The organism is Ramlibacter sp., assembly GCF_028292805.1.
GTDB lineage: Bacteria > Pseudomonadota > Gammaproteobacteria > Burkholderiales > Burkholderiaceae_C > Ramlibacter.
In genome coordinates this window covers 1-23480 of the sequence record NZ_JAQGLS010000282.1, presented here as the reverse complement: position 1 = coordinate 23480, position 23480 = coordinate 1, and the positions used below count along the sequence as shown (strand labels likewise).

The following is a 23480-nucleotide window of genomic DNA, read 5'->3' as shown; positions in this document are numbered from 1 at the left end:
CACGCCACTGCCAATTTCATCCTTCACTCAAGAAAAGCCTTTCATGAAGAAAAACACCAATCCAGCCGTGCCCGCCTTCAGCCCGGCGCCTGGCACGGCAGCCGCGCCAGAGTTCACCATCCTGCACCGCGAGGCCCACCGCCGGCAGCGGCTCAGGCGCGACCAGCGCGACATGCGCTGGGTTGGCAGCACGATCACCGTGGCGCTCGCCGCAGCGGAGATGCCGGCAGCGGCGGTCGAATTTCCGTGCGTCATGACGCGTGTGGCCGGCGGTGGCGGCAAGCTGCTGGCCATCACCGGTCTGGAGAACGGGCGCAACCTGTACGTGGACGAAGCCACGGGCCGCTGGACCGGCAACTACCTGCCGGCGGTCCTGCGCACCTGGCCCTTTCGGCTGCTGGCCGAGTACGACGATGAAGATGCCCGGCCGGTGGCCGTGCACCAGCCCGCGCTGAGCCTGAGCGAGGGCGAGCCGCTGTTCGACCAGAAGGGACAGGAAATGCCCTGGCTGCAGGCGGTCCTGCAGGAGCTGGTCGCGCTGGACGCGGCGGCCTCCACCACCTCGGACAGTGTGGCCGCGCTGGACACGGCCGGGCTGTTGCACGAGCGCACGCTGCAGGTCGTGCTGCCCGGTGGGCGCCAGATGGAGTTGACCGGATTCCTCAGTGTCGACGAGGCCAAGCTCAATGCGCTGGACGCAGCGCAGGCCGGCGAACTGCACAGCCAGGGCGCGCTGGCGCTGGCCTACCTGCACCTGCTGTCGCTGCGGCGGTTCCGTCCGCTGATGGCGCGAGCGGCGCAGCAGGAGCCTGCGGCACCGGCGATTGCGGCTGCACCGGTCGAGCCCGAGCCGTCAACGGCCTGACGGGTCTTCCTCTCTTTTTTTTCGTTTGCCCACGCTGTCGCGCTCGACGGCCATCAGGACCACCGCCATGAAACTCTCTGCACTGACGACCCGCGCCCGTACCCGCGCCCGGACGGCCCGCCTTGCCCGCCGGCGCCTGCTGGTGCGCGTGCGACCCTTGGCACTGGCCGCGGCGGTTGCGCTGGGCGCGACCGGGCCGATGGTGCATGCGCAAACCGTCATCACCCCGCTCACCGGCGTGGGGCAGACGGCGACGGTGGTCAGTACCCAGGGCAAACAGACGGTGGTCTCCACCCAGAGCCTGCGCGACGGGAACGCGTTCAGCACCTACTCGGCGTTCCAGGTCGGGCAGGGCGACACGGTCAGGATGGCGGTGCCTTCGGGTGCGAACTGGTGGGTCAACATCGTGCGCGACGCCCGGGTGCGGGTGAACGGGCTGCTGGAGAGCCGCCTGGCCAATGGCAGCATCGGCGGCAACATCATGTTCATCGACAGCCACGGCTTCGCGGTCGGGCCGACGGGGCAGGTGAACCTCGGCCGGCTGTCGTTCGCCGCGCCGTCCACCGCTTTTGTCGACGGCCTGCTGGCCGGCGGTGGCGTGTTGTCCGGCGCCACCGTCAACGGCCTGCTGGCCGGTGAGTTCGAGCGCTCCGCCAGCGGCGCGGTGGACATCCAGGGTCGGGTCACGGCGCTGGACGGCGTCAGCCTCATGGCGGGTGCCGGTGCCGGTGCCGATGCCAGCCGTGCGGTGAGTATCCGCGGGCAGGTGACGGTTCAGGGGCGCGCTGCCGGCTCGGCGGTGAACCTGGGCGATCTGAAATCGCTGGCGCCGCTGCAGGACCTCGATGGTGTCATTGACATCACGACCCCCGGCTCCATCAGGCTCGATGGCGTGCTGATCTCCGACAGCTCCCTGTGGCGCCGTGCGGGCGCCGTGCGAGTGGTCGCGGGCAAGGACATCGACGTCGGCGCGAACGTGCGCGTCTCGGCCTCGGGCGCCGCGGGCGCCGGTGAGGCCGGCGGCCAGGTGACCCTGTTCGCCCAGCGCGACATCGCCAACGAACAAGGTGCCGAGTTGCGCGCGCGGGGCGACGGCGCCGGCGCCGGTGGCGCCATCGAGTATTCGGGCTTGCGCAAGCTGAGCCTGAGCAGCATGAATTTCAACGCGGGCAGCGACACCGGGCGGGCAGGCCGGGTGTTTGTCGACCCCACCGATGCAACGCTCGAGGGTGTGAACCGGACCGGGGGCGCCGATTTCGAGTACGACGGCCTTGGTTCCTGGACGATGAAGCCCGGCGCCATCATCAACACCCGCAACGCCATCGGTGGTGACGAGACGGACAACAGCAACCCGTCCACGGGCGACAGCGGCGACATTCGCATTGCCGCGAAGCACATCACGGTGGACAACGGCGCCCTGCTGGACGCCTCCGTGGTCAACCAGGGCGGCAGCAACTACAGCGCCGGCGACATCACGCTGACCGCGCGCAACACGAGCAACGGGCGAACCCTCGTCGGCCTCGCCGATGCCAATGCGGCTATCGATGTGGCCGGCATGCTAAAGGGCCGCAACATCAAACTGGCAGCCTCGGTGGAATCGTCGGCCGTGTTCGGCGGCGATGCGGGTGCGGTGCAGCAAGCCCTGGTCGACCTGACGCTGGGCCGGGCGGGGCTGGACCTGCCGCTGTCCTTGAGCATGGCCTACGTCGAGGCCAAGGGCGATGCCACGGTGAGGCTGCGGGGCACGGCGGTGCTGGCCGCGACGGATGACATTTCCATCAGCGCGCTGGCCGAGCGCACGGCGGGCGCCGAGCTGCAGACCGGTGGCACCTCCAGTGTGAACCTCAGCGCGGGCTTTGCACGCGTCACCGGCAGCACGCTGGTGGACATCCAGTCGGGTGCGCAGCTGAACGCGGGCAAGGACATCGAGCTGGTCGCGGCGTCGAAAACGGCGATCGCGATGAACAGCGCGGCGGCGGGCGAAACCGACCAGCAGTCCGGTGCGGCCAACGTGGCGTCCGTGGTGTTCGCCGGCTCCCAGTCCGATGTGACCACGGCCGTGAAGGTCGGCGCGGGCGCGGTGCTCACCAGCGGTGGCGGCATCCATGTGCAGGCCTTTCATGCCGGCAGCTACGAAACCGCGGCCGAAGTGACCGTGTACGGCGACGGCGCGGCCGGTGTGGTCGGGGCCTTGTCCCTGCAGAAAACCGACACCTCGGTGGCGGTCGACGGCACCGTCGACGCAGGCGGCGACGTGCGCGTGCTGGCCCTGAACGCGGTAGCCAAGGACGTCATTTCTGCCAGCTCGGCCATTGCAGCGGAGCAAGAGCCCGCATCGCCGCTGCCCGCTTCGCTCGAATACAGCAAAGAGGACGCGGTCGAGGGCGCGCGCGATACCTTGCTCGCGGGTTTCCTGGCGATGGCCGAAAAGCTCGCGGCCGGGTCCGACGGAGCGTCCGGCGGGGCGGCTAGCCCACCGGCCCTGCGCATGGCGGGCGTGATGACCTGGTCCGAGTCCGCGCACACCACGCGCGCCACCGTGGGCGACGGTGCCCACATCACGGCCGGGCGCGATGCCGTCGTCGACGCCCAGACCCTGGTCGGCCAGTTGCAGAGCGTGACCGAGGCGGCGGCCGAATCGCAGGCCCAGGGCGTGGCGCTCAGCGTCGCCTTCAACTACGCGGACCAGGCCTTCACCACGCAGGCGCGGGTGGGTGCCAACGCGCAGATCACGGCCGGCCATGTGGCGGTCAACGCTGCCAGCGACATCCCCGAGTTCTATTCGGCCGGGCTGGGCCTGGACTGGAGCAACGCCTTCAAGGCCTACGAAAACCTGATGGGTGGAACCGATCCGCTGGTCGACGGCTTCAACACGCGCGTGGGGGCGAGTGCCGCCTCGGACGCCTCGCTGGCGCTGGCGGGCGCGGTCAGCCTGTCGTACCTGAAGACCGACACCCGCGCCTGGGTCGACACCGGCGCGCGGATCCAGACCACAGTGGCCGATGCCGCCCCCTGGAGCTACAGCGTCCACGACATCGGCGTGGAAGCCGGCGGCGCCATCAACCTCACGCGCAGCCTCGACGCGTCGACCGTGGTGCGCGCGAGCAACCTGGTGCAGACACTGCACATGGCCGGTGGCGACGGCTCGACCGCGGGGGCCGATGGCGGCGCCGTGGGCGGCACCTTCTCCCTGGTCTCCCGGGACAACACGGCCATTGCCGCAATTGCCGACCGGGCCGTGATCAAGACGCGCCAGCTCGATGTGGCCGCGCACACCACCGACTGGCTGCTGACCCTGTCGCCGACCTCGGGCGACGGCGAAGGCGTGGCCGCCAACGGCATGGTGTCGTACAACAAGCTCCACGACACCACGCTGGCGTCGATCAGCCGCGAGGCCCATGTGGACGCCCAGTCCGTTCATGTGAATGCCGACCTGTCGCTGGGCGTGCTCGCCGTCACGGGCGCCGTGACCAAGAGCGAAAACTCCGGCGTGGGCATCGCTGTGGCCATGAACCAGATCACCGGCACCACCCGGGCCTCCATCGGCGACAACGACAGCGACGGTGGCGGTGTGGACACCGCCGAGGGCGCCGCCGGTTCCATCCGGACCGGGCGGCTCGACGTGGGCGCGCGCAGCGACGGCCTGATCGTGGCCGTGGGCGTGGCCGGCGCCATGGCCGGGGGCAGCAGCACCTCGGGCATGGGCGACAAGGCCGGCAGTGGTGGTGGCGGCGGTGGCGCGCAGTCCGGCCTGGACGGCTCCGGCACGGCCGCCCTGAGCGGCGTGGGGGACTCGCTCACTGCCCAGGGCGCAGCCGGTGAAGGTGAGCGCGGGGGTGGAGCGGCAGGCGAAGGCGAGAGCAAGCCGCCGGCCTTCTCCATCGCCGGTGCCGGTGCCGTCGTCACCAACTTCAGCGACGTCGACACCACGGCGCTGATCGACCGCGCCGTCGTGCTCGGCCAGAGTGGCGGCAGCACCGGCGTGGGCGTTCGGGCCTTGTCCGACCTGACGCAGGTCAGCGTGGCCGGCGGCGGCGCGCTGGCCATGGCCAACAATTCTTCGACCACCTTCAGCTCGGCCATTGCCGGCGCGGTGGCGATCCAGGATTCCGACGACGACACCACGGCACGCATCGTGGGCAGCACCGTCACCGGGCTGGCCGACCGGGCGGGAAGCCTCACGGTGGAGGCGCTCAAGAGCGGCGAGCGCACCGCCGTGGCCACCGGCATTTCGGTCAACCTGTCCGCGGGCAGCACCAGCGACCTGTCCATCGTCGGCTCGGCGTCGATCACCCAGGTCCGCGACGACACCGCGGCCAGCATCGAGGGCTCGACCCTGTCCGGCCTGGAGCAGGTGCCGAGCGACCTGGACGCGCGCGTGGTGGCCTACGACCGCAGCCGCGTCGGCGCAGGCGGCGGCGCTTTCTCGTTCAGCAAGGGCAAGGGCTCGGCCGGCATCGGCGCGACGATATCGCTGGTCGATCTGCAGGGCGGCACCTCGGCCCAGGTCACCGGCGGCTCGATCAGTGACGTGCACGACCTGAGCGTGGCTGCGCTGAGCTCGCAAAAGGTGGTGGGGGTCGGCGCCGTGGCGGGCATCCAGACCGCCTCGGATTCCAAAGGCCAGCTCATGGGAGCCTTCGTGTTCAACGCGATCCGCAACCAGGTGTCTGCCGGCATCACCGGCGGCGCGCGGGTCAGCCTGTCGGGCGACCTCGCTCTGCAGGCCGGCGGCGCGCCGTCGGACGCCAGCCTCGACGCCATGATGGGCGACGTCCGCACCTCGTACGTGACCGACTACGAGATGCAGAGCAGCAGCAACGGCTACACCGACGACTTCAAGTCGTCCGTGGGCGGCCAGAGCATCGTCGGCGTCGCCGGCGCGCTTGGCGTCACGCTGGGCAACAATGCCAACAGCGTCGGCCTGTCCTATGTGCAGAACACCATCCAGACCAGTTACCGCGCCGAACTCGAGGGCACGGTGACGGCGGCCGGCGCTGTGCGTGTGGAGGCGATGAGCAATGCCGACATCATCGCCATCTCGGCCGGACTGGGCGCCACCAAAGGCAAGTTCTCGGGCATGGGCTCGGCATCGGTCAACCTGATCGGCCAGCAGACGCAGGCCCGGGTCAGCGGTGGCAGCGTCGACGCGGCCAGCCTGGCGGTCGAATCCGGCACCACCGGCCACATCTTCAGCCTGGCCGGCAACCTGAGTTTTGCGGTCGGCAGCGGCAGCGGATCGGCCGCCGGCGCGGCCCTGGCCTACAACCAGACCGGCAGCCGGGCCTACAGCGACGCGAACGGCACAGTGAGCACGCGGGCTGCGGGCAACGAAGCCACGGTCCATGACACCGTGGTGAACGTGGGTACCGGCGATGTCGGGGTGCGGGCGAACAACACCAGCGACACCCTGTCCGCAGCGGCCTCGGGCGTGGCCGGCGACGGCAACCTGGCCTTTGCCGGGGCGTTCAGCTGGAACGAGATCGGCGACGTGACCGATGCGCGCATCAGCGGTGCCACGGTGACCGCTGGCAACGTGGACGTGCAGGCCGGCGAAGACGGCGGCGCGGGCAGCGCGCGCATCCGCTCGCTGGCGGGCGGCCTGACCGCGTCGAAAGGTTACTCGGCCGCGCTGGCGTTCGGCTTCAACACCATCGAAGCTAGCCGCTCGGCGCAGATCCTGTCCTCCACCATCACGGCCTCGGACGCCGTGTCGGTGCGGGCCGATGCGCAAGGCAGCATCGAGACGCTGTCGGCCACGCTGGCGGCCGCCGGCGCGAACTACGCCATGGCCGGGTCGTCCAGCGTCAACTGGCTCAACGGCAGTACCACGGCCCTGGTCGATGGCGTGACCTTGCAAGGCACGGCGACTTCGCTGACGGTGCATGCGGCCCAGTCCGGCGACATCGACGCGCTGGCCGGTGCGGTATCGGGCAGCGCCGCGGGCGCCATTGGCGGGGCGGTGGCCGTCAACCTGATGGGCGACGGCTCGGACGAGTTCGGTGTCCATGCCGGCCTGACCAATTCCAGGCTCGCCGCCCCGGTCTCGGTCCGGGTGAATGCGGCGCTGGGCGGTGACATCGACAGCGTGGCGGTGGCGGGCGGCGGCTCGGGCAGCAACGCCATCAACGGCAGCGTGACCCGCAACCTGATCGCAGGCGTCGTTTCGGCGCAGGTGTCGAACCTCGTGCAGACGGCCGCGGGCGGCACGCTGGACGTGCTGGCCAACCAGACCGCCAGCATCTCTTCGCTGGCCGGCGTGGTCAACGGCGCGGGCACGAACGCGATCGGCGGCGCGGTCGCCGTGAACGACATCGCCAGCACCGTGTCGGCGCAGCTGGCCAGCTCCAGTCTGGGCACCAGCGGAGCGGTGACGGTCGAGGCCGGCATGGCCGGCACCATCGAGTCCACCGCCGCTGCCGGCAGCGGTGCCGGCACGGTGGCGGTCAACGGATCGAACACCACCAACAGCCTGACGTCCACCGTGCGTGCGCGTGTGACGGACGTGACCCAGCACCTGGCCTCCAGCGCCTTCGATGTGCTGGCCGGCGACACCTCGACCATCCGGTCGCTCGCCGGCACCGTGTCCGGCGGCGGCACCGCTGCGGTCGGCGCGGCCCTCGCGCTCAACTTCCTGGGCCGCACGGCGGCCGACGAGGCGGCCAGCAAGCTCGTGCTGGCCGAGGTCCGCGACAGCGACTTGCAGGTCACGGGCGCGGTGAAGGTGCTGGCACGCTCGGATTCGACCATCCAGGCTATGGGCGTCGCGGCGGGCGGCGCTGGCACCTTCGCGCTGACCGGCTCCAACACCACCAACATTCTGGAAGACACGGTCCGCGCGGCCTGGACGGGCAGCAGCCTGGAGGGCGCGAACACCGGGTCGCTGAAGATTCAGGCGCAGGACGCCGCCGACATCGATTCGCTGGCCGGCAACTTTGCCGGCGGCGGCACGGCGGCGGTGGGCGCGGCCCTGGCGGTCAACCGCGTGGCCACCGAGGTCAGCGCCGCGCTCTCGGGCACCGGTGCCGGCCATGTGCGCACGGGCGACGTGCAAGTCGCTGCGCTGACCGCCGTCGAGATCGACACCGTCGCCGTGGGCATGAGCGCCTCCGGCACGGTGGGCGTGCAAGGCTCGGTTGCCGTCAGCATGCTCGGCGCCACCACCTCGGCCCTGATCGACGGCGGCGCCCAGGTGGAAGCCTGGGACAGCGTGGCGGTCACGGCCGACAGCCAGGCCCGCATCAAGGCCCTGGCCGGGGCCGGCGCATTGGGTGCGGCGGGCGTCGGCGTGGCCGGCGGCGTGCTGGTCAACATGATCACCAGCCACACCACGGCCGGCATCGGCGGGGCCGACACTGCCGCCAGTGGCCTGGCCAACGCGGACGGTGTGCGCGCCAACACGGCGGCGCTCGCGTCCGCACCGGACCTGATGAACATCACGGCCGTCACCGACGCGGCCTTGTCGCGCCCCGTGTTTGCCACCGCCATGCGGCGCGGCGTTGCCGTTCAGGCGACCTCCATCGAGCAGATCGCGGCACTCACGACGGTGACCAGCGGCGGCACGGTGGGTGTCGGCGCTGCAGTGAACGTGGACAGCATCGAGGGCAGCACCCGCGCCTTTGTGGACGGCGCCAGCATCAACACGCTGGCGGGCGGGTCGCAAGCCCAGGACGTCATGGTGCTGGCCGTCGACCATGCGCTGATCGCCAGCACCGTCGCCACGGTGGCCGGCGGCGAGGCCACCGGCGTGGCCGGTGCGGTCGGCACCGAGACCGTGACGCGCAGCAGCCATGCCGAGGTACTGGGTGGCGCCACCGTCCGGGCCGTGAACGACGCCGGCGTGCGGGCGGTGTCGACCGCGACCGTGGCGCAGATCTCCGCCGGTGCCGGCGGCGGTGTCACGACCGGCGTGGCCGGCAGCGGCAACGTGGTGCTGCTGGGCGGTGACACGCTGGCGCGTGTGAGCGGCTCCAGCATCGCCGCGCGGGACCTGAGCGTGCTGGCCGAAGGCGCCAACCGCAGCAACCAGATCGCGGGTGCCATCGGCGGTGGTGGTGTGACCGGCGCGGGCCTGAGTTTCACCGTCAACGTCTCGGGCTCGAATGTCCGCGCGCTGGTGCACGACAGCCAGTTGCAGGCCGATGGCGACGTGAAGATCCATGCCACCAACGTCACCGAAGAGCTGGCGGTGGCCGTCACCGTTGGCGGCGGCGGCATTGCCGGCGCGGCCGTCGGCGCGGCGGTGACCGTGCTCGAAGGCAACACCGAAGCCGCCTTGAGCGGCGACTCCAGCCTCGAGCGGCGCACCCGGGCCACCGGAACCGTGGCTTTCGCTGGCGGTGCGGGCGTGACGCTGCAGCTGGACTCGAGCGACGGCGTCATCACGGCCGACGAACAAGGCACAGCGCGCTTGGTGCTCACGCGGGAGATCAGCACGCAGCTGGAAGATGGAAGCTTTGAAGTGGTGCAGGAGCCTGCGTCGCTGGGCGAAGGCGCGGTGGTCAAGGTCTTCGACGGCACCCGCGAAGTCACCGCGACGCTCAACGCCGACGGCAGTTACTCGGCCGACCTGTCGACGCTGGGCGACGGTCAGCTGACCGCCATCGTCTACACCGGGGTCAGCGGCGGTGCGCCGGCCGCCGGCTCGCCATCGAGCCGGGCGCTGTTCACCAAGGCCGCGGGCGTGGAGTCGCTGTCGGTGGCGGCGCTGGAGACGGTGGACATCAACCACAACGCCGGCGGCGCCGGTGCCGCCGGCGTGGTCGGCGTGGGCTCGGCCGCCAACGTGGTGATCGGGCGCAGCCAGGTGGCGGCCCGTGCCACCGGATCGGCCCTCACCGTGGGCGGCAACCTGGCCGTGACGGCCCTGCGCGAAGCCGAGGTCGACATGATCACGGCCACCGCGGGCGGCGGCGGGACCGCCGGCATCAGCGGCGCGGTCGGTGTGCTGCTGTTCGGCAGCGCGCCCGACAGCAACGCCACGGCCGAACTGAACAGCGGCAGCGGCAGCACGATGGGCCGTGTATCCGCCGGTACCGAGTCGAACAAGGTGCAGGGCACCGGTTCTTCGCTGCGCCAGGGCGAGGCCGATGGGCTCAACGCCAGCGCGGGCTACGACACCGCAGGCGCCTTCGGTGGTGCCGCCGGCCTGCATTCCACCTCGGCCGACCTGAGCGCGACCAGCGTCCAGGCCGGTGCGGTGACGGTCAGCAGCCTGGACCGCACCTCGGTCGAAAACAACGCGGGCGCCGTCGCGGGCGGCGGTGCCGCCGGCGTGAGCGCCGGTGTCGCCGTCACAATTCTGGGCGGTGCCAACAGCGCCAGCGTGAGCGCCAGCCAGCTCACCAGCCAGGACGGCATCGCCATCGCCTCGGGCACCCGCACCCCGGTGCAAGGCTCGCCAGCCATCACGAGCCGCGCCATCGCCGGTGCGGGCGGCTTCGTTGGCGTGGGCGCGGCGGTCTCGATCGCGAGCAACCGGACCGCCAACTCGGCCACGCTGTCGGGCCAGGTGAACGCGGGTGGCGCCGTGCGCGTGACCGCGCTCGACCAGGCGTCCATGCTGAGCGAAGCCTTCGGCGCCTCGGTCGGCGTGGCGAGCGTGGGCGTGGTCGTGGCCACGGCCGAGCAGGGCGGCAGTGTCGCCACCCAGGTGAGTGGCAGCGTCATCGGCGACGGCGTGGCCATCACGGCGGCGCGCGAAGGCGGCGTGTCGGCGCTGGCCGTGGCTGGCGTGGCCGGGGTGTTTGCCGGCAGCGGCGCCGGCGCGACAGCCAGCGACAGCGGCACGGTGCGTGTCACGCTGGCCGGCGGCGCCGCGCTCGACGCGGGGCAGGGCGCATTGGCCATCTCGGCCCGTTCCAATCCGCATGCCCAGGCCGATGCCGTCGGCGTGGCCGTGGCCGGCGGCGCTGCGGTGGGCATTTCGATCAGCGAAGCGCATGTCGATTCCGACGTGTCGGTCACCGGCCTTGGCGCGTTGACGCTCAAGGGCGGCACGGTGAACGTCTCGTCGGTGCTGGGGTCGGGCGACGCGTCTGTCACCAGCCAGGCCTCGGCCGGCGCGGGCGCGCTGCTGCTCGGCGCCACCGGCGCCGCGGCCACCGCGACCAACACCGGCCTGTCGAGAGTGGATCTGGCGCCGGGCACGCTGCTCGTCAGCACCGGGGACGCCGGCGTCACGGCCACCGATTCGATGCGCATTGAATCCAGCGCCGTGGGCATCGGCGCCGGCTTCGTGGGCCTGGGCATGGCCTTCTCCAGTGCGGTCAGCGACACCTCGGTCGAGGTCGATGCGGCGGGCATCCGGGGCGTGGTGGGCGGCAGCCTGCAAGTCAAGGCCAGCGGCAGCGGGTTCATCGACAGCGACGCCGTGGCCGGCTCGGGCGGTGTGGTCGCGGGCGCGGGCGCCCAGGCCACGGTCAACCACGGCCAGTCCGTCGTCGCCGACCTGGGCGTCACGGCCGGCAGCGCGCTGCTGGTCGGTGGCATGACCACGGTCGAAGCCAGCCGCCAGGTGCGCTACGACAGCACGACCAGCGCCGTGAACGCGGCGGCCGTGGGCGCTTCCGGCGCCGTCACGCGGGCCACGCTCGATGGCTCCGCGACGGCCCGGTTGCTCGACGGCTCGACGCTGGACAGCGGCAGCCTGCGCGTGCTGGCCACCAACGACCTGGCCCGCACCAACCTCATGGGCCAGAGCGCCGTGGGTGGCGGCGGCGGTGTGTTCAGCGGCGCCGGCGCCGACGTGCACACCGAACTCAACGGCAATGCCACGGCCAGCATCGGCAGCAACGCCAGCATCCTGCTGGAAGATCTGCTGGAGCTGCGCGCGTACAACGAAGTGCGCGGCTCGTCGCGGGCCCAGATGGACGTCGGCGGCGCGGTGCCGATTGCCATGGTCAACACGCGCATCAGCAGCAACGCGGATGCCGATGCCGCTATCGGGCAGAACACCAGGGTCAACGTGTACGGCGAGGCCTCGGTCAACGCGCTGTCATCCATCGACATCGAGGCCAACTCGGTGTCCAAGACCTATGGCCTGGCGGCGGCGGCCCAGGGCAATGCCTACGCGACGGCCAACGTCAATAACCGGGTCACGCTGGGCGCCGGCAGCGAACTGCGCAGCACCCAAGACCTCAGCCTGCTGGCCGGGCAGGACCGCAATTTCAACCGCAACAAGCATTTCGTCACGGCTCGCGTCGACCTGTTCAACCACTCGGCGATACCGGTGTCGATCAACCCCGATGCGGAGGCCACGCTCAACCTGAACAATGCGCTGACGGTTCATGCCGACGCGGTCCGCTCCGGCGGCACCATCAAGCTGGGTGGCGTCGAAGGCACCTTGGTGGTCGAAGGCAAGGGCAAGGTCAGCGACTGGACGCGCGAGCTGGGCGAGCTGATGGGCATCAGCAGCGACTACGGCAGCTCGACCAAGAACCTGGGCAACACCGCCGTGCTCAACGGCGCGTTCGAGGCCGGCTTCGGCAACAAGCAGCGGCTGGTGATCGGCCTGCGGGGCCAGGTTCTGGAGAGCGAAGGCGACGTTCGCTACACCATCACCAACGAAGACCTGTCGGCGTCGGCGGGCGCCTACATCGACCGGCTGTACGCGCAGATGGCGCGTTACGGCGACGTGCCCGAGGTCAGGGCCTTCGTCGAGGCCGAACTGAGCTTCTATTTCGCCACGCTGCTGCATGAAGGGCTGGCCGAAGAGATGACCATGGAAGACGGCAGCAAGGTCATCGTGGCCTCCAGCGGCGTGGCCGCCAACTTCCTGAACATCCTGGACCTGCGCGCGGGCAGCGGCAACATCGAGCTGTTCGGCGACAACGTGACCGGCTCGGCCTCGCTCATGGCGCGCGCCGACTCCGAGATCTACATCGACAACCAGAGTCCGCTGAACCTGCGGGTGCACGACATGGTGGTGGACGCCAACGGCGGCTTTGCCAAGTACAACGGCACCTACCTGATGAGCGCGGCCGACATTGGCGCGCTCAACACCACGGCCAAGACCACGGGCCTGGGCGTGGACAGCATCGACACGCGCGGCGGTGGCGCGTCGCAGGAGCTGCCCAAGCTGACGATCAAGAACACCTACATGCCGGGCGCGGCGTGGAACCCCGATGTCGCCGTGATCGCCACCGCGGCCGACGGCACCTGGGCTGATCTGCGCGAAGACCAGATGCGCGCGCCCGAGATGCGCGTCAACGGCTGGCTCTACAACAAGTTGGGAACGATAGCCCTGATCAACACCGCCGGCAGCATCTCGGTCTTTGCCGAGAACCCGGGCTACACCCCGCGCCTGGACGGCAAGGAAATCCAGGTGTCGGCGGGCAAGAACTTCGTGCTGTCCTCGCCCACCATCAGCCAGTCGGTCGGGGGCTCGCCCGAGTCGCTGTATGCGGTGCACTACAACGACGACCAGCAAAGGATTCTGGACAACCTGGGCGTGACAGCGTGCGGCTCGGCGCGCCCGGGCACCACCACCACCAGCTACAACGCCAACTGCGTGGTCAATGGTGCAGGCGGGGTCTATGCGAGCGGTGGCATCTTCATCGGTGCCCGCTACCTGAACATCAACGGCACCGTGCAGTCGGGCCAGGCCGACTACAACGTGGTGCTCAGCGACAGCACGGTGGGCAGCAAGATCACCGTCTGGGCCAACGAATGGAAGAACAAGGGCGGGCTCTACCTGTCGCAAGGCAAATCGTCCCTGGTCCAGTTGACCGGTGCGCTGCCGACCGACAGCGAGGCCGACGTCAACAAGCAGTTCGCCAACGGCACGATCTCGGCCAGCCAGCGCACCACCATGCTGCAGGCGATGGCGACGCGGCGGCTGCAACCCATCGTCTATTTCGACGCACAGACCAACCGGCTGCAGGTCGCGGCCACGAACGTGCAAGGCGGCCTGGTCGAGCTGGTGGGCTCGGTCATCAACACCGGTGGTGGCGTGGTGCGCGCGCTCGACGGCTATGCGCGCATCAACATCGACAACCAGACCGGCTACGGCCTGGATCTTCTGGGTCTGGACACCGGCGGGGAGGCCGGCGTGATCCGCATCACCGACATGAGCAAGCCGGTGGCCAACAGCAATGGCGCCTACGAGGTCACGACCTACCAGCGCGACGAGGACGGCGTGTTCCGCGCCACCGTGACGGCCGGGCGGGGTGTCGGCTCTGCGGTGCTCTCCAGCACCGCTTCCTCGCCGGGCGGCCAGATCGATGGCGTCAAGGCGCGCTTCACCTACAACCCGGCGGCCAACAGCACCTATTCCTGGTCGGCGGGCTACGACTACTCGACGGAAAAACGCTACTACCTGAAGACATCGTCGTGGCTTGGCTTCATCCCCGGCGGCTCGACCAACTGGACCAGCGTGGACACCTACGTCAAGACCGCCAATGCGCTGGTCGAAGATGTCTATGTGAGCACCGTCACGCCTGTCGGCGGCGGCTCGTTCTCCATCCAGTCCGACCGGTTCATCACCGACGCGGAAAAACAAACCTATTACCGCTCCTGGCGCACCTGCGGTTTCCTGTGCATCAAGAAGACTTACTACGTGGACCGCCGAACCGAGGTCGGCATGAAGGACGTTTTCACGCAGCGCGTCAAGGCCGACCATCCGATCAAGGTCGAGCTGATCGGCTACGACCACGGCGTGCTCAACGTCAGCAGCGTGGGTGACATCCGTCTGGGTGGCAACATCACCAACGACAGCGGCACGGTGGCACTGACCTCGACCCAGGGCTCCATCACCCAGCTCAACAACGGCGCGGTGGTGGAGGGCGTGGACCTGAACTTTCGCGCGAAGACCGGGATCGGCGCAGAGGCCGCACCGGTCAACGTGATCACCGGGGCAGGGTCGTTCACCGCCGTGTCCGAGACGGGTCCGATCAGCTTCAAGGGCATGAGCGGCGCGCTGCGCATCAACCAGGTGTCGACCCAGGGCGATGTCTGGCTCGATGGCGACGGCAGCATCGTCGGCCTCGATCCCGGCAAGGTCCATGTCAGCGGCAACCGCATCTTCCTGTCGGCGCCGCGCGGCGGCATCGGTGAATTCAATGCGGACGGCAGTGTCAAGTCGACGCTGAACATCCAGACCCTGGATGCGCCCAACGGCGGCCTCACGGCGCAGGCGCGCAACGCCATTGCGATCAAGCAGGGAACCGGCAACCTGTGGGTCAACCAGCTCGTGAGCGGTGGCGATGTGTACCTCGAGACGGCCGGCGACCTGATCGACAACAACCGCAACGAGTCGCGCGACGAGCGCACCGAAGCCCAGTTGCTGGCGCTGTGGGACCAGGCCGCGCTGCAGGGCAGCTCGGCCGAAAACAGCCGGCAGCTGACGCTGACCACGACCCGCTCGCAGTTCCGCCGCTACTGGAGCCTGCGCGACGTGCGCAACGTGGTGACCGATGGCAACGGCAACGTGAGCAGCTACGAGGCCGATGCGATCGATCCGGCGACTTTCGTCTTCCGGTTCGGTGATGAGGAACGCCAGCAGTACCTGACGGGCGGCCTGAGCGAAACGCAGATCACGGACATCGAGGCGGCGCGCACGGCCGAAGTCAAGGCGCTGCACGCGCAGTTCGGCGACACCGGCTACCAGACCGACAACGACGGCATCATCACGGCCATCAACGTGGCCAACGCGGCCAACGGCAAGTCGGAGGTTGGCGCGCTGGCCGCATGGACCGACGCCGAGCTCTACAGCCCCTTGCCGAGCGCCGTGTTCAGCAAGAGCAGCACCGACACGCAGACCCGCATCGAAGAGCCCAACGTGGTGGGCAATCGCGTGGTGTTGCGCTCCGGCGGACAGGTCGGCCACGACGACGGGCAGGTGGTGATATCGCTCAGGCGCGAAGACCGCATCGCCCGGGGGCTGGCACCCGAATTGACGGCCGATGAGCGCCTGGCGATCATGTCGGCCGAGAGCGACGACATGGTCCTGAACCGGGACGACTGGACGCTCACGGTGGTCAAAAAAGACACCTTCAACGTGCTGTCGAACCGCCTGAACGTGGAGTCCAGCGGCTTCGTCTATCTCGGTGCCGACACGACCGCTACCTACACCAGCGGCGGCACCGCCAATCTGGAGTTGATCAAGGCGCCCGGTGAGGTTCGCATCAAGGTGACGGACTCCATCCTGAGCGTTGCCAATGCCGGCGTGTCTGCCATCCAGGCCCGCAAGGCGGTGCTGGAAGCGGCCCAGGGCAGCATCGGCTCGGCCGCCACGCCGCTGCAGATCACCCTGGCCAACAACGCCACCGGCACGCTGGTGGCGCGTGCGAACGACGGCATCTGGATCCATGAAATCGGCGACATGCGCGCCGCCGACATCTACACCCCGGGCAGCGCCACGCTGTCGGCCACCGGTGCCATTCATGACGCCCGTGCGGTGACCAACTACCCTGGAGCCGGCGACCGTGCCGTTCGTTCGATCGAGGCCAGCACACTCACGCTCACCGCGCTGGGTGGATCGGTCGGGGAATCCGGAAATCCGATGGTGGTCAAGGTCGGTTCCGGCGGTGTCAATGCCACTTCCGCCCTGGGGTATTCCGTGTACCTGCAGGGAGCGGCCGGATTCGATCTCAGCCTGAATGCGGTCAATTCCGGACTCGACTTTTTCGCCACCGCGACAGGCAACATGCACAACACGGCGGCGGTGAGGGCGCGTGCAAGCATCTTTGCCGAGGCCGGTGGTGACATCACCGGGGTGATGTACAACGCCGGCGGCCAGGTCGTGATCGGCGCCGGCGGTGACATCACCGGCAGCAACGTGACAGCCGGCACAGGTGGCATCAGCCTGAGCGCCGATGGTGACATCGCCCTGGGCAGCGTGCTGTCCAACCGGGACGTTGCAGCCACTGCAGATGGCTCGATCGAGCTGACCTCGGCTTCAGCGGGGCGCGACCTGAACCTGGCCGCGCTGGGCGGCAGCGTGCAGGGCGTGACCTGGAGAGCCGCCAACAACATGGATGTCCGGGCGGCGGGCGACATCAAGGCAACCAGCGTGCTGGCATCGGCCGGGAAGGTCGCGATGGCCAGCGGCGCCGATCTGTCGGTAGCCTTCACCGGCGCGCAGGGCGACGTGGCACTGAGCGCGGTGCGTAACATCGGTCTGACCAACGCCAGCAGCAGCACAGGACTGCTTTCGGTGAGCGCCGGCCAAGCAGCGTCCCTGCTGGCGGGATCGGCCAGGGGGGCGGTGACGATCACGGCCGGGACCGGCCTGCAAGCGTCGATGCTGACCAGCGCCATGTCTTCCGTGCATGCCGCCACCGACGCGGGCAACCTGGAAGCCCAAAGGGTGTCCGCGATCGAAGATGTTGCCCTGACTGCCGCTCGCGGCGACCTGAGCGCGGGCACGGTGAGCACCGCACGTGGCAACGTGGCGGTGACGTCGGGCGGCGACATGGCTGTCTCTTCCGCATCCCTGCCCGGCGACATGGTTGCACGGGCCGGCGGGAATGCCGATTTCGGCAAGCTGGCATCGACCGCAGGGCGGATTGATCTGGCTTCCACAGGTGGATCACTCAGCGCCGGTGCGGTCATCGCCAAGACCGTGTTCGACGCGCGGGCGCTGCAAGGTGCGATGTCCGTTGGCTCCCTCAATGCCGCCACGGCGAACTTGAAGGCGGGCACCGACCTGATCGTTGCCGGCACTGCCGCCACCACCGGCGCCATGGACCTGCAAAGCGCTGGAGACGCGCTATTGGGCAGCCTGACCTCAACGACCGGCAGCATCACAGCCGATGCCGCAGGCTCGATGACGGCCAATACCCTCAGGGCGCAGACCGGGCTGGACCTGTCGGCAGGCACCGGCTTGACCGCCGCCTCGCTGACCAGCGTCACGTCACGCGTGGATGTGTCCACGGACAGCGGCCCGCTCTTGATGAACAGCGTCATCGCCAGGACAGCGTTCAACGCCACCAGCGGCGATGCGCTGACCATCAAGGCCTTCAACGCCGCCACGGCCAGGCTGGAGGCGGGTACCGGGCTGACCGTTGCCGGCACGGGCACGACCAGCGGCGCCATGGACTTGCGCAGCGATGGCTACGCCGTCTTTGCCACCCTGATGTCATCGGCCGGCAGCATCACAGCCGATGCCGCAGGCTCGATGACGGCCAACACCCTCAGAGCGCAAACCGGGCTGGAACTGTCGGCAGGCGCCGGGTTGACAGCCGGTTCGTTGACCAGCGTCACGTCCCGCGTGGATGTGACCACTGGCAGCGGCCCGCTCTTGATGAACAGCGTCATCGCCAAGACAGCGTTCAACGCCGCCAGCGGCGATGCGCTGACCGTCAAGGCCTTCGGCGCGGCCACGGCCAGCCTGGTGGCTGGCACCGACCTGATCGTTGCCGGCACCGGCACGACCAGCGGGGCCATGAACCTGCGAAGCCAAGGCGGCGCGCTTTTTGGCACTCTGACCTCCACGGCCGGCAGCATTGCAGCCGATGCAAATGGGGCGATGACGGCCAACATCCTCAGGGCGCAAACCGGTTTGACCCTGGCTGCAGGCACCGGGCTGACTGCCGGCTCGCTGACCAGCGTCACGTCAAGCGTCGATGTGGAGTCGCTGGCCGGTGCAGTCACCATCAACGCCGCCACCGCCAGGACCTCCTTCAGCGCCCGCAGCAGCGAGGCGCTGACCATTCGGAGCTTCACCGTGACGATGGGCGATGCCTTGCTGGAGTCGGGCGGCGGCACCTTTCTAAGCGCTGGCCAGGCCAGCGGTGACATCACCATCACCAGCGGCAGCCATGCCGCGCTGGGCAACCTGACGACCGGGTCAGGGGGCATGATCAGCGCGATGTCCACTGCAGGTGGCCTGGCGTTCGGAACGCTTTGGGCCGGCACCGGGATCAAGCTGGATGCCGCAAATTCCTGGACAGGTGGAAACGCGATTTCGGGCAGTGGCTTGTATGTGAGCAATGGCTTGTTGGATGTGCTTGCCAGGTCTGGCAGCATCAGCCTCGGCACCCTGTCGGTCGCCGGACCCGTCGGAATCAGCAAGCTGACAACCCAGGCCGGTTCGATACGCGTGAGTCAGGTCACAGGACTGGCGCCGAGCCAGCTGGCCGTCGAAGTGGCTGGCGGAACCAAGACCCTGCCGAAGGGCTACTAAACCAGGGCAGCCCGTTTTGTTTTTCAGCCTGAACCCTTGGTAACTTTTTATGCAGATACCCTTGCCCGCTTGCTTTTCGCGTTCCATGCTCGCTTTGTCCGCCGCTCTCCTGGCCGGGCTGACAACTGCAAGCCCTGGCCTGGCTCAGTCGCCCGCCGCGTTCGCGGTCAGCGTCAATGGCGAGGCACAGCCGCCCGAGCCTGGCCAGCTTCTCCTCCAGGAACAGATCGCCCGCGGTGCAGTCAACACGCCGCAACTTCAATCGGTGCTGCGTGAGACGCTGATCAATCAGACCCTGATGGCGCAGGCGGCGGTGAAGGCTGGTCTGGACCAGCAGCCGCAGGTTCGGGCCAGGCTTGATCTGGCGCGTCAAAATGCCCTCGCGCAAGCCTGGCAGCAGCAGGTGCTGCAAGGCGTTCAGCACTCGGATGCCGCCATCCAGGCTGAATACCAACGCCAGGTTCAGGCCTTGGGCACGCAGGAAATTCGCCTGCGCCATGTGCTGGTAGCGGACGAAAAGCAGGCGAAAGAAGTTCATGCGCAGCTCAGGGGCGGCGCCCCCTTCGCGCAGGTGGTCACACAGTTTTCCAGCGATGCAAATACCCGGGAGTCGGGGGGGCTGACCGGCTGGATGCCTTTGGGCAGGCTGTCTTTGGCGGTGGTCAAGGCGCTGCAGGGGCTGGAGAAAGGGCAGCTCGCCGCCGCGCCCGTGGAAACCAGCGCCGGATGGCAGGTACTGCGGCTCGAAGAGCAGCGCCCCTTCACCGCTCCTGCGATGGCCCAGGTCAAGCCCCAGTTGATCCAGGCTCTTGCCAGGCAAACCCTGCAAGCCCGAATCAAGACACTGCGCGAAAGCGCCACGGTGGAATAACGCTCGTTCCGGCTCCGCCTCCCTGGCCAAGGGGAAAGCGCGAAGAAGTCCGTGCCGCAGGGTCTTTCCTGCAGTCGGGGCTCAAGCCCGCTCGAAGCCCAGCTTCTTCATCGCGGTGCCGAGCGCGGTGCGGCTCTTTTCATAGTCCGCCCACGGCTCGTTGCCCTGGTCCAGCCGTGTGTGCACGCTGCCCACCGTCCAGTGCGCGCCGGACTTCAGCGACGCCAGTTCGTCCCAGCGCACCGGCACCGAGATCCCCAGCCCCGGACGGGCCCGGGCCGACCAGGCGCAGACCGTCGTCGCGCCGTAGCCATTGCGCAGGTAGTCGATGAAGATGCGGCCCACGCGGTTGGTCGGGCCGCTCTTGGCGACGAAGCGGCCGGGCAGGGTGTGCGCCATGTGCTGCACGACTGCCTGCGAAAAATCCTTGACCGTGTCCCAGTCCAGCAGCTTGCGCAAGGGCACGACCAGGTGCAGCCCCTTGCCGCCGCTGGTCTTGAGAAAGCAAGGCAACTCCAGCTCGGTGAGCATGGCGCGCACGAGGTTCGCCGCCTCCTGGATCTGCGGCCAGCCTACGCCTTCACCCGGGTCGATGTCGAAAGTCATCCGGTCGGGTTTGTCGATGGCGCCCTTGACGCCGTTCCAGGTGTGGAACTCGATCACGTTCATCTGCGCGGCGGCCAGCAACCCCTGCGCCGAGACCACCTCCAGCATCGCCGGGTGGCCGGGGAAGATCTTCGGGTCGAGCTGCGCAATGCCGGCCATCTTGTAGCGGTCCAGGTGTTTCTGGAAAAACAGCTGGCCCTCGACGCCGTCGGGTGCGCGCACCATCGAGATGGGACGCCCGTGCAGGTGGTCCATCATCAGCGCGCCGACCAGCGCGTAGTAGCGCACCAGCGCGATCTTGGTCGTGCCGCTTTGCGCATCGATCACCCGCTCCGGGTTGCTCACGTGCAGGCTGGCCGGCAGGGCGACCGCCCCCGTCACGCTGTCCTTCGCCTTGGAGGGCTTGGCCGCGGGCTTGCCGGCCTCGGGCGCCGGCAGCACCGGCTCGACGCCGACCGCCTGCGGCGGCTTGTCGCTGCGCAAGCCATGGAACACCGAGTGGCGGATCTTGCCGTCGCGCGTCCACTCGCCGAACGAGACTTCGCACACCAGCTGCGGGGCGATCCAGTGGGCCCCGCGCGGCAGCCCGGTACCGGCCTGGAACGGCGAGCGTTCGGCGGCCAGCGCGTCGAACTGGCTGCGCAGCTCGCGCAGCGACTGCTCGTTGAAGCCGGTGCCCACGTTGCCGGCGTAGCGCAGCTTGCCGTCGTCTTCATGCACGCCCAGCAGCAGGGAACCGATGCCGGTGCGGCTGCCCTTGGGGTCGGTCCAGCCGCCGATCACGAACTCCTGGCGTTGCTTGCACTTGAGCTTGAGCCAGTCGCTGGAGCGGCGGCCCATGTAGACCGAATCCGCGCGCTTGGCGATCACGCCTTCCAGCCCGAGCTGGCAGGCCGACTGCAGCATCTGCGCCGGCGGCGCGTCGAACACCTCGCTGAAGCGCACGTTGGGGTGTGGCTGGCGCTGGACGATGCGTTGCAGCACCTCGCGGCGGCGGACCAGAGGCACGTCGCGCAAGTCCTGGCCGGCGCAGAAGGGCACGTCGAACAGGTAGTAGACGATCTGCTCGGTGCGCGCGCTGTCGAACGCGCCCTGCAGCGCCTGGAAGTCGGCCGGCACGTCGGCGCCTGGCATGATGATCTCGCCGTCGTACCAGCCGTCCGGCAGGTCCATGGACTGCAGCGCCTTGACCAGGCCAGACAGCTTGCCCGTCCACTCGTTGCCGTTGCGCGTGACCAGCGCGATCGCGCCGCCTTCGACCCGGGCCAGCATCCGGTAGCCGTCGAACTTGATCTCGAACACCCAGTCCTGCACGTCCCGAGGCGGCTCGTCCACCAGCACGGCCAGCTGCGGCTGCAGCGTGGCAGGCAGGGCGGCGGCGCGGGCGCCGGCGGGCGGGCCGTCCATGGGGGTGGGAGCGGCTGCCTGCTTCGATCTTGATTCCGAGTTTGACGTTGACCGAGGACGGTCGTCCAGCGACTGCACGCTGTCCGGCAGTTCGTCCACCAGGCTGAACTCGGTAGCCGGGCGGGCCAGCGCGTCTCGTTCCTTGATCAGCAGCCAGGGGTCCTCGCGGCCCTTGCCACGGCCCTTCATGCGCACCAGCGTCCAGTGGCCCTGCATCTTGTGGCCGCGCAGCTCGAATTTGAGCTTGCCCTCGCGCATGCCCTCGTGCGGATCTTCCAGCGGGATCCAGGTGCCCTTGTCCCAGATGATCACCTTGCCGGCGCCGTAGTTGCCGGCGGGGATGGTGCCTTCGAACTTGTTGTACGCGATTGGGTGGTCCTCGGTCGGCATCGCCATGCGCTTGTCCGCCGGGTCGTAGCTGGGGCCCTTGGGCACCGCCCAGCTTTTCATCGTGCCATCGAGTTCGAGGCGAAAGTCGTAGTGCAGCCGGGTGGCCCAGTGCTTCTGGATCACGAAGCTGCGTGCAGCGTCGTTCGCTTCGCCGCCCTCGGCCGGCTCCGGCGTGGCGTCGAAGTTGCGCTTGTCGCGGTATTTCTGCAGTGCCGTCTTTTCGCTCATTGGGCCCTTTCAACGAGAACCGGGCCGCATCGCGCGGCCCGGTTTCCCATGTGGCGAGGATCCGGCCTTGCCGGTCCTGGCCACACTGATCAAGCACCTGAAAATCGCGCAGCGATTTTCAGGTGCTTAGCCGTGCCTGGTCGCGCAGCATCTTGATCTGGTCGTGGTTGCGCTGCACGCCCTGGTACTGGCGCTCGACCACCGTGCGGACGGCCGCCGGCAGGTTCTTTTCCAGTGCCTTCTTGTAGCGGGCCTTGGCGTTGTCTTCGCCGCGCTCGCACTCTTCCAGCACGGCCTTGTCGTCGTACGTGGTCAGCTTGGACTTGATGGAAACCCAGCCGCGGTGCATGGCGCCCATCGCGCTGCCGCCCTCATCCACGCTGCCGCCGTGCTGGCGCACCAGCTGGTTCAGCTCCTGCGCGGCCGAGCGGCAGTCGTCGGCGCGTTGCAGGAACGTGGTCTTGAGGTCTTGCCGCTTGGCCTGCTCGGCACACTCGCGGAACCCGTACTCGCCGTCCTTGCTGCACTCGGCCAGGTCCTTGAGCACGTCGAGCACGTCGGCATTGCTGCCGCTGTCGTCGCCGGCCGACTGGGCCGCGCCCACCATGCCGGCGGCGCCCATGCCGGAGGCGGAGCTGCCCGCGCCGCGGTACTGCTGGTCGGCGCGCTGCCAGGCCGCCCTGGAGGCGTGGCTGGCGCGGTCCCAGCCCAGGCTGGAGCTGCCGCGCGTGGTCTCCCACTCGGAGGCCAGCTTCGGCTCGACGCTGGTCCACGGGTCATCGTAGCGGCTGCGGCCCGACAGGCCCAGGCGGTAGGCCGGGCCGTAGTCGTCGAAGCTGCGGCCGGACTCGTAGTAAGGCTCCCTGGCATAGTTCTCTTTCCAGAATGCTTCCTCTGCGGTCGGGTTGACGGCCTCGGCCGCGGCCTTGCCGGCCAGCCCGCCTACGACGGCGCCAACGGCGCCGCCCACCGCCGCGCCGATCGGG

At 69.0% G+C, this 23480-nt stretch carries 5 protein-coding genes; 3 read left to right on the top strand and 2 right to left on the bottom strand.

What is annotated here, in order from left to right; translation table 11 throughout:
- The first annotated feature begins 43 nt into the window (after positions 1-43).
- The 3 genes from JWP65_RS17090 to JWP65_RS17080 all read left to right on the top strand — a co-directional run bounded on the left by JWP65_RS17090 (position 44) and on the right by JWP65_RS17080 (position 19863).
- Positions 44-865: a SapC family protein gene (locus JWP65_RS17090; RefSeq protein ID WP_299765897.1), complete on the top strand. Its 822-nt coding sequence runs from the start codon at positions 44-46 to the stop codon at positions 863-865.
- A gap of 67 nt (positions 866-932) precedes the next feature.
- Positions 933-18992 carry a leukotoxin LktA family filamentous adhesin gene (locus tag JWP65_RS17085; protein WP_299765895.1) on the top strand — a complete coding sequence of 6020 codons (18060 nt, stop codon included), beginning with the start codon at positions 933-935 and terminating at the stop codon, positions 18990-18992.
- 94 nt (positions 18993-19086) lie between these two features.
- Positions 19087-19863, top strand: coding sequence for a peptidylprolyl isomerase (locus JWP65_RS17080; RefSeq protein WP_299765893.1), 777 nt, complete (start codon positions 19087-19089; stop codon positions 19861-19863).
- Between the two features lie 81 nt (positions 19864-19944).
- Here JWP65_RS17080 and ligD read toward each other — a convergent pair whose 3' ends face one another.
- Entirely contained in the window at positions 19945-22494 is a 2550-nt protein-coding gene (gene ligD / locus JWP65_RS17075; RefSeq protein ID WP_299765891.1) for a DNA ligase D, read from the bottom strand.
- Positions 22495-22612: 118 nt separating this feature from the next.
- Positions 22613-23480: PA2169 family four-helix-bundle protein (locus JWP65_RS17070; protein ID WP_299765889.1), on the bottom strand; the 868-nt coding region annotated here is incomplete at its 5' end.

Excerpts from the sequence above, each read along its gene's own strand:
- JWP65_RS17090 (WP_299765897.1), top strand. The coding sequence starts at position 44 with ATGAAGAAAAACACCAATCCAGCCGTGCCCGCCTTCAGCCCGGCGCCT.
- JWP65_RS17085 (WP_299765895.1), top strand. The coding sequence starts at position 933 with ATGAAACTCTCTGCACTGACGACCCGCGCCCGTACCCGCGCCCGGACG.
- ligD (WP_299765891.1), bottom strand. The coding sequence starts at position 22,494 with ATGAGCGAAAAGACGGCACTGCAGAAATACCGCGACAAGCGCAACTTC.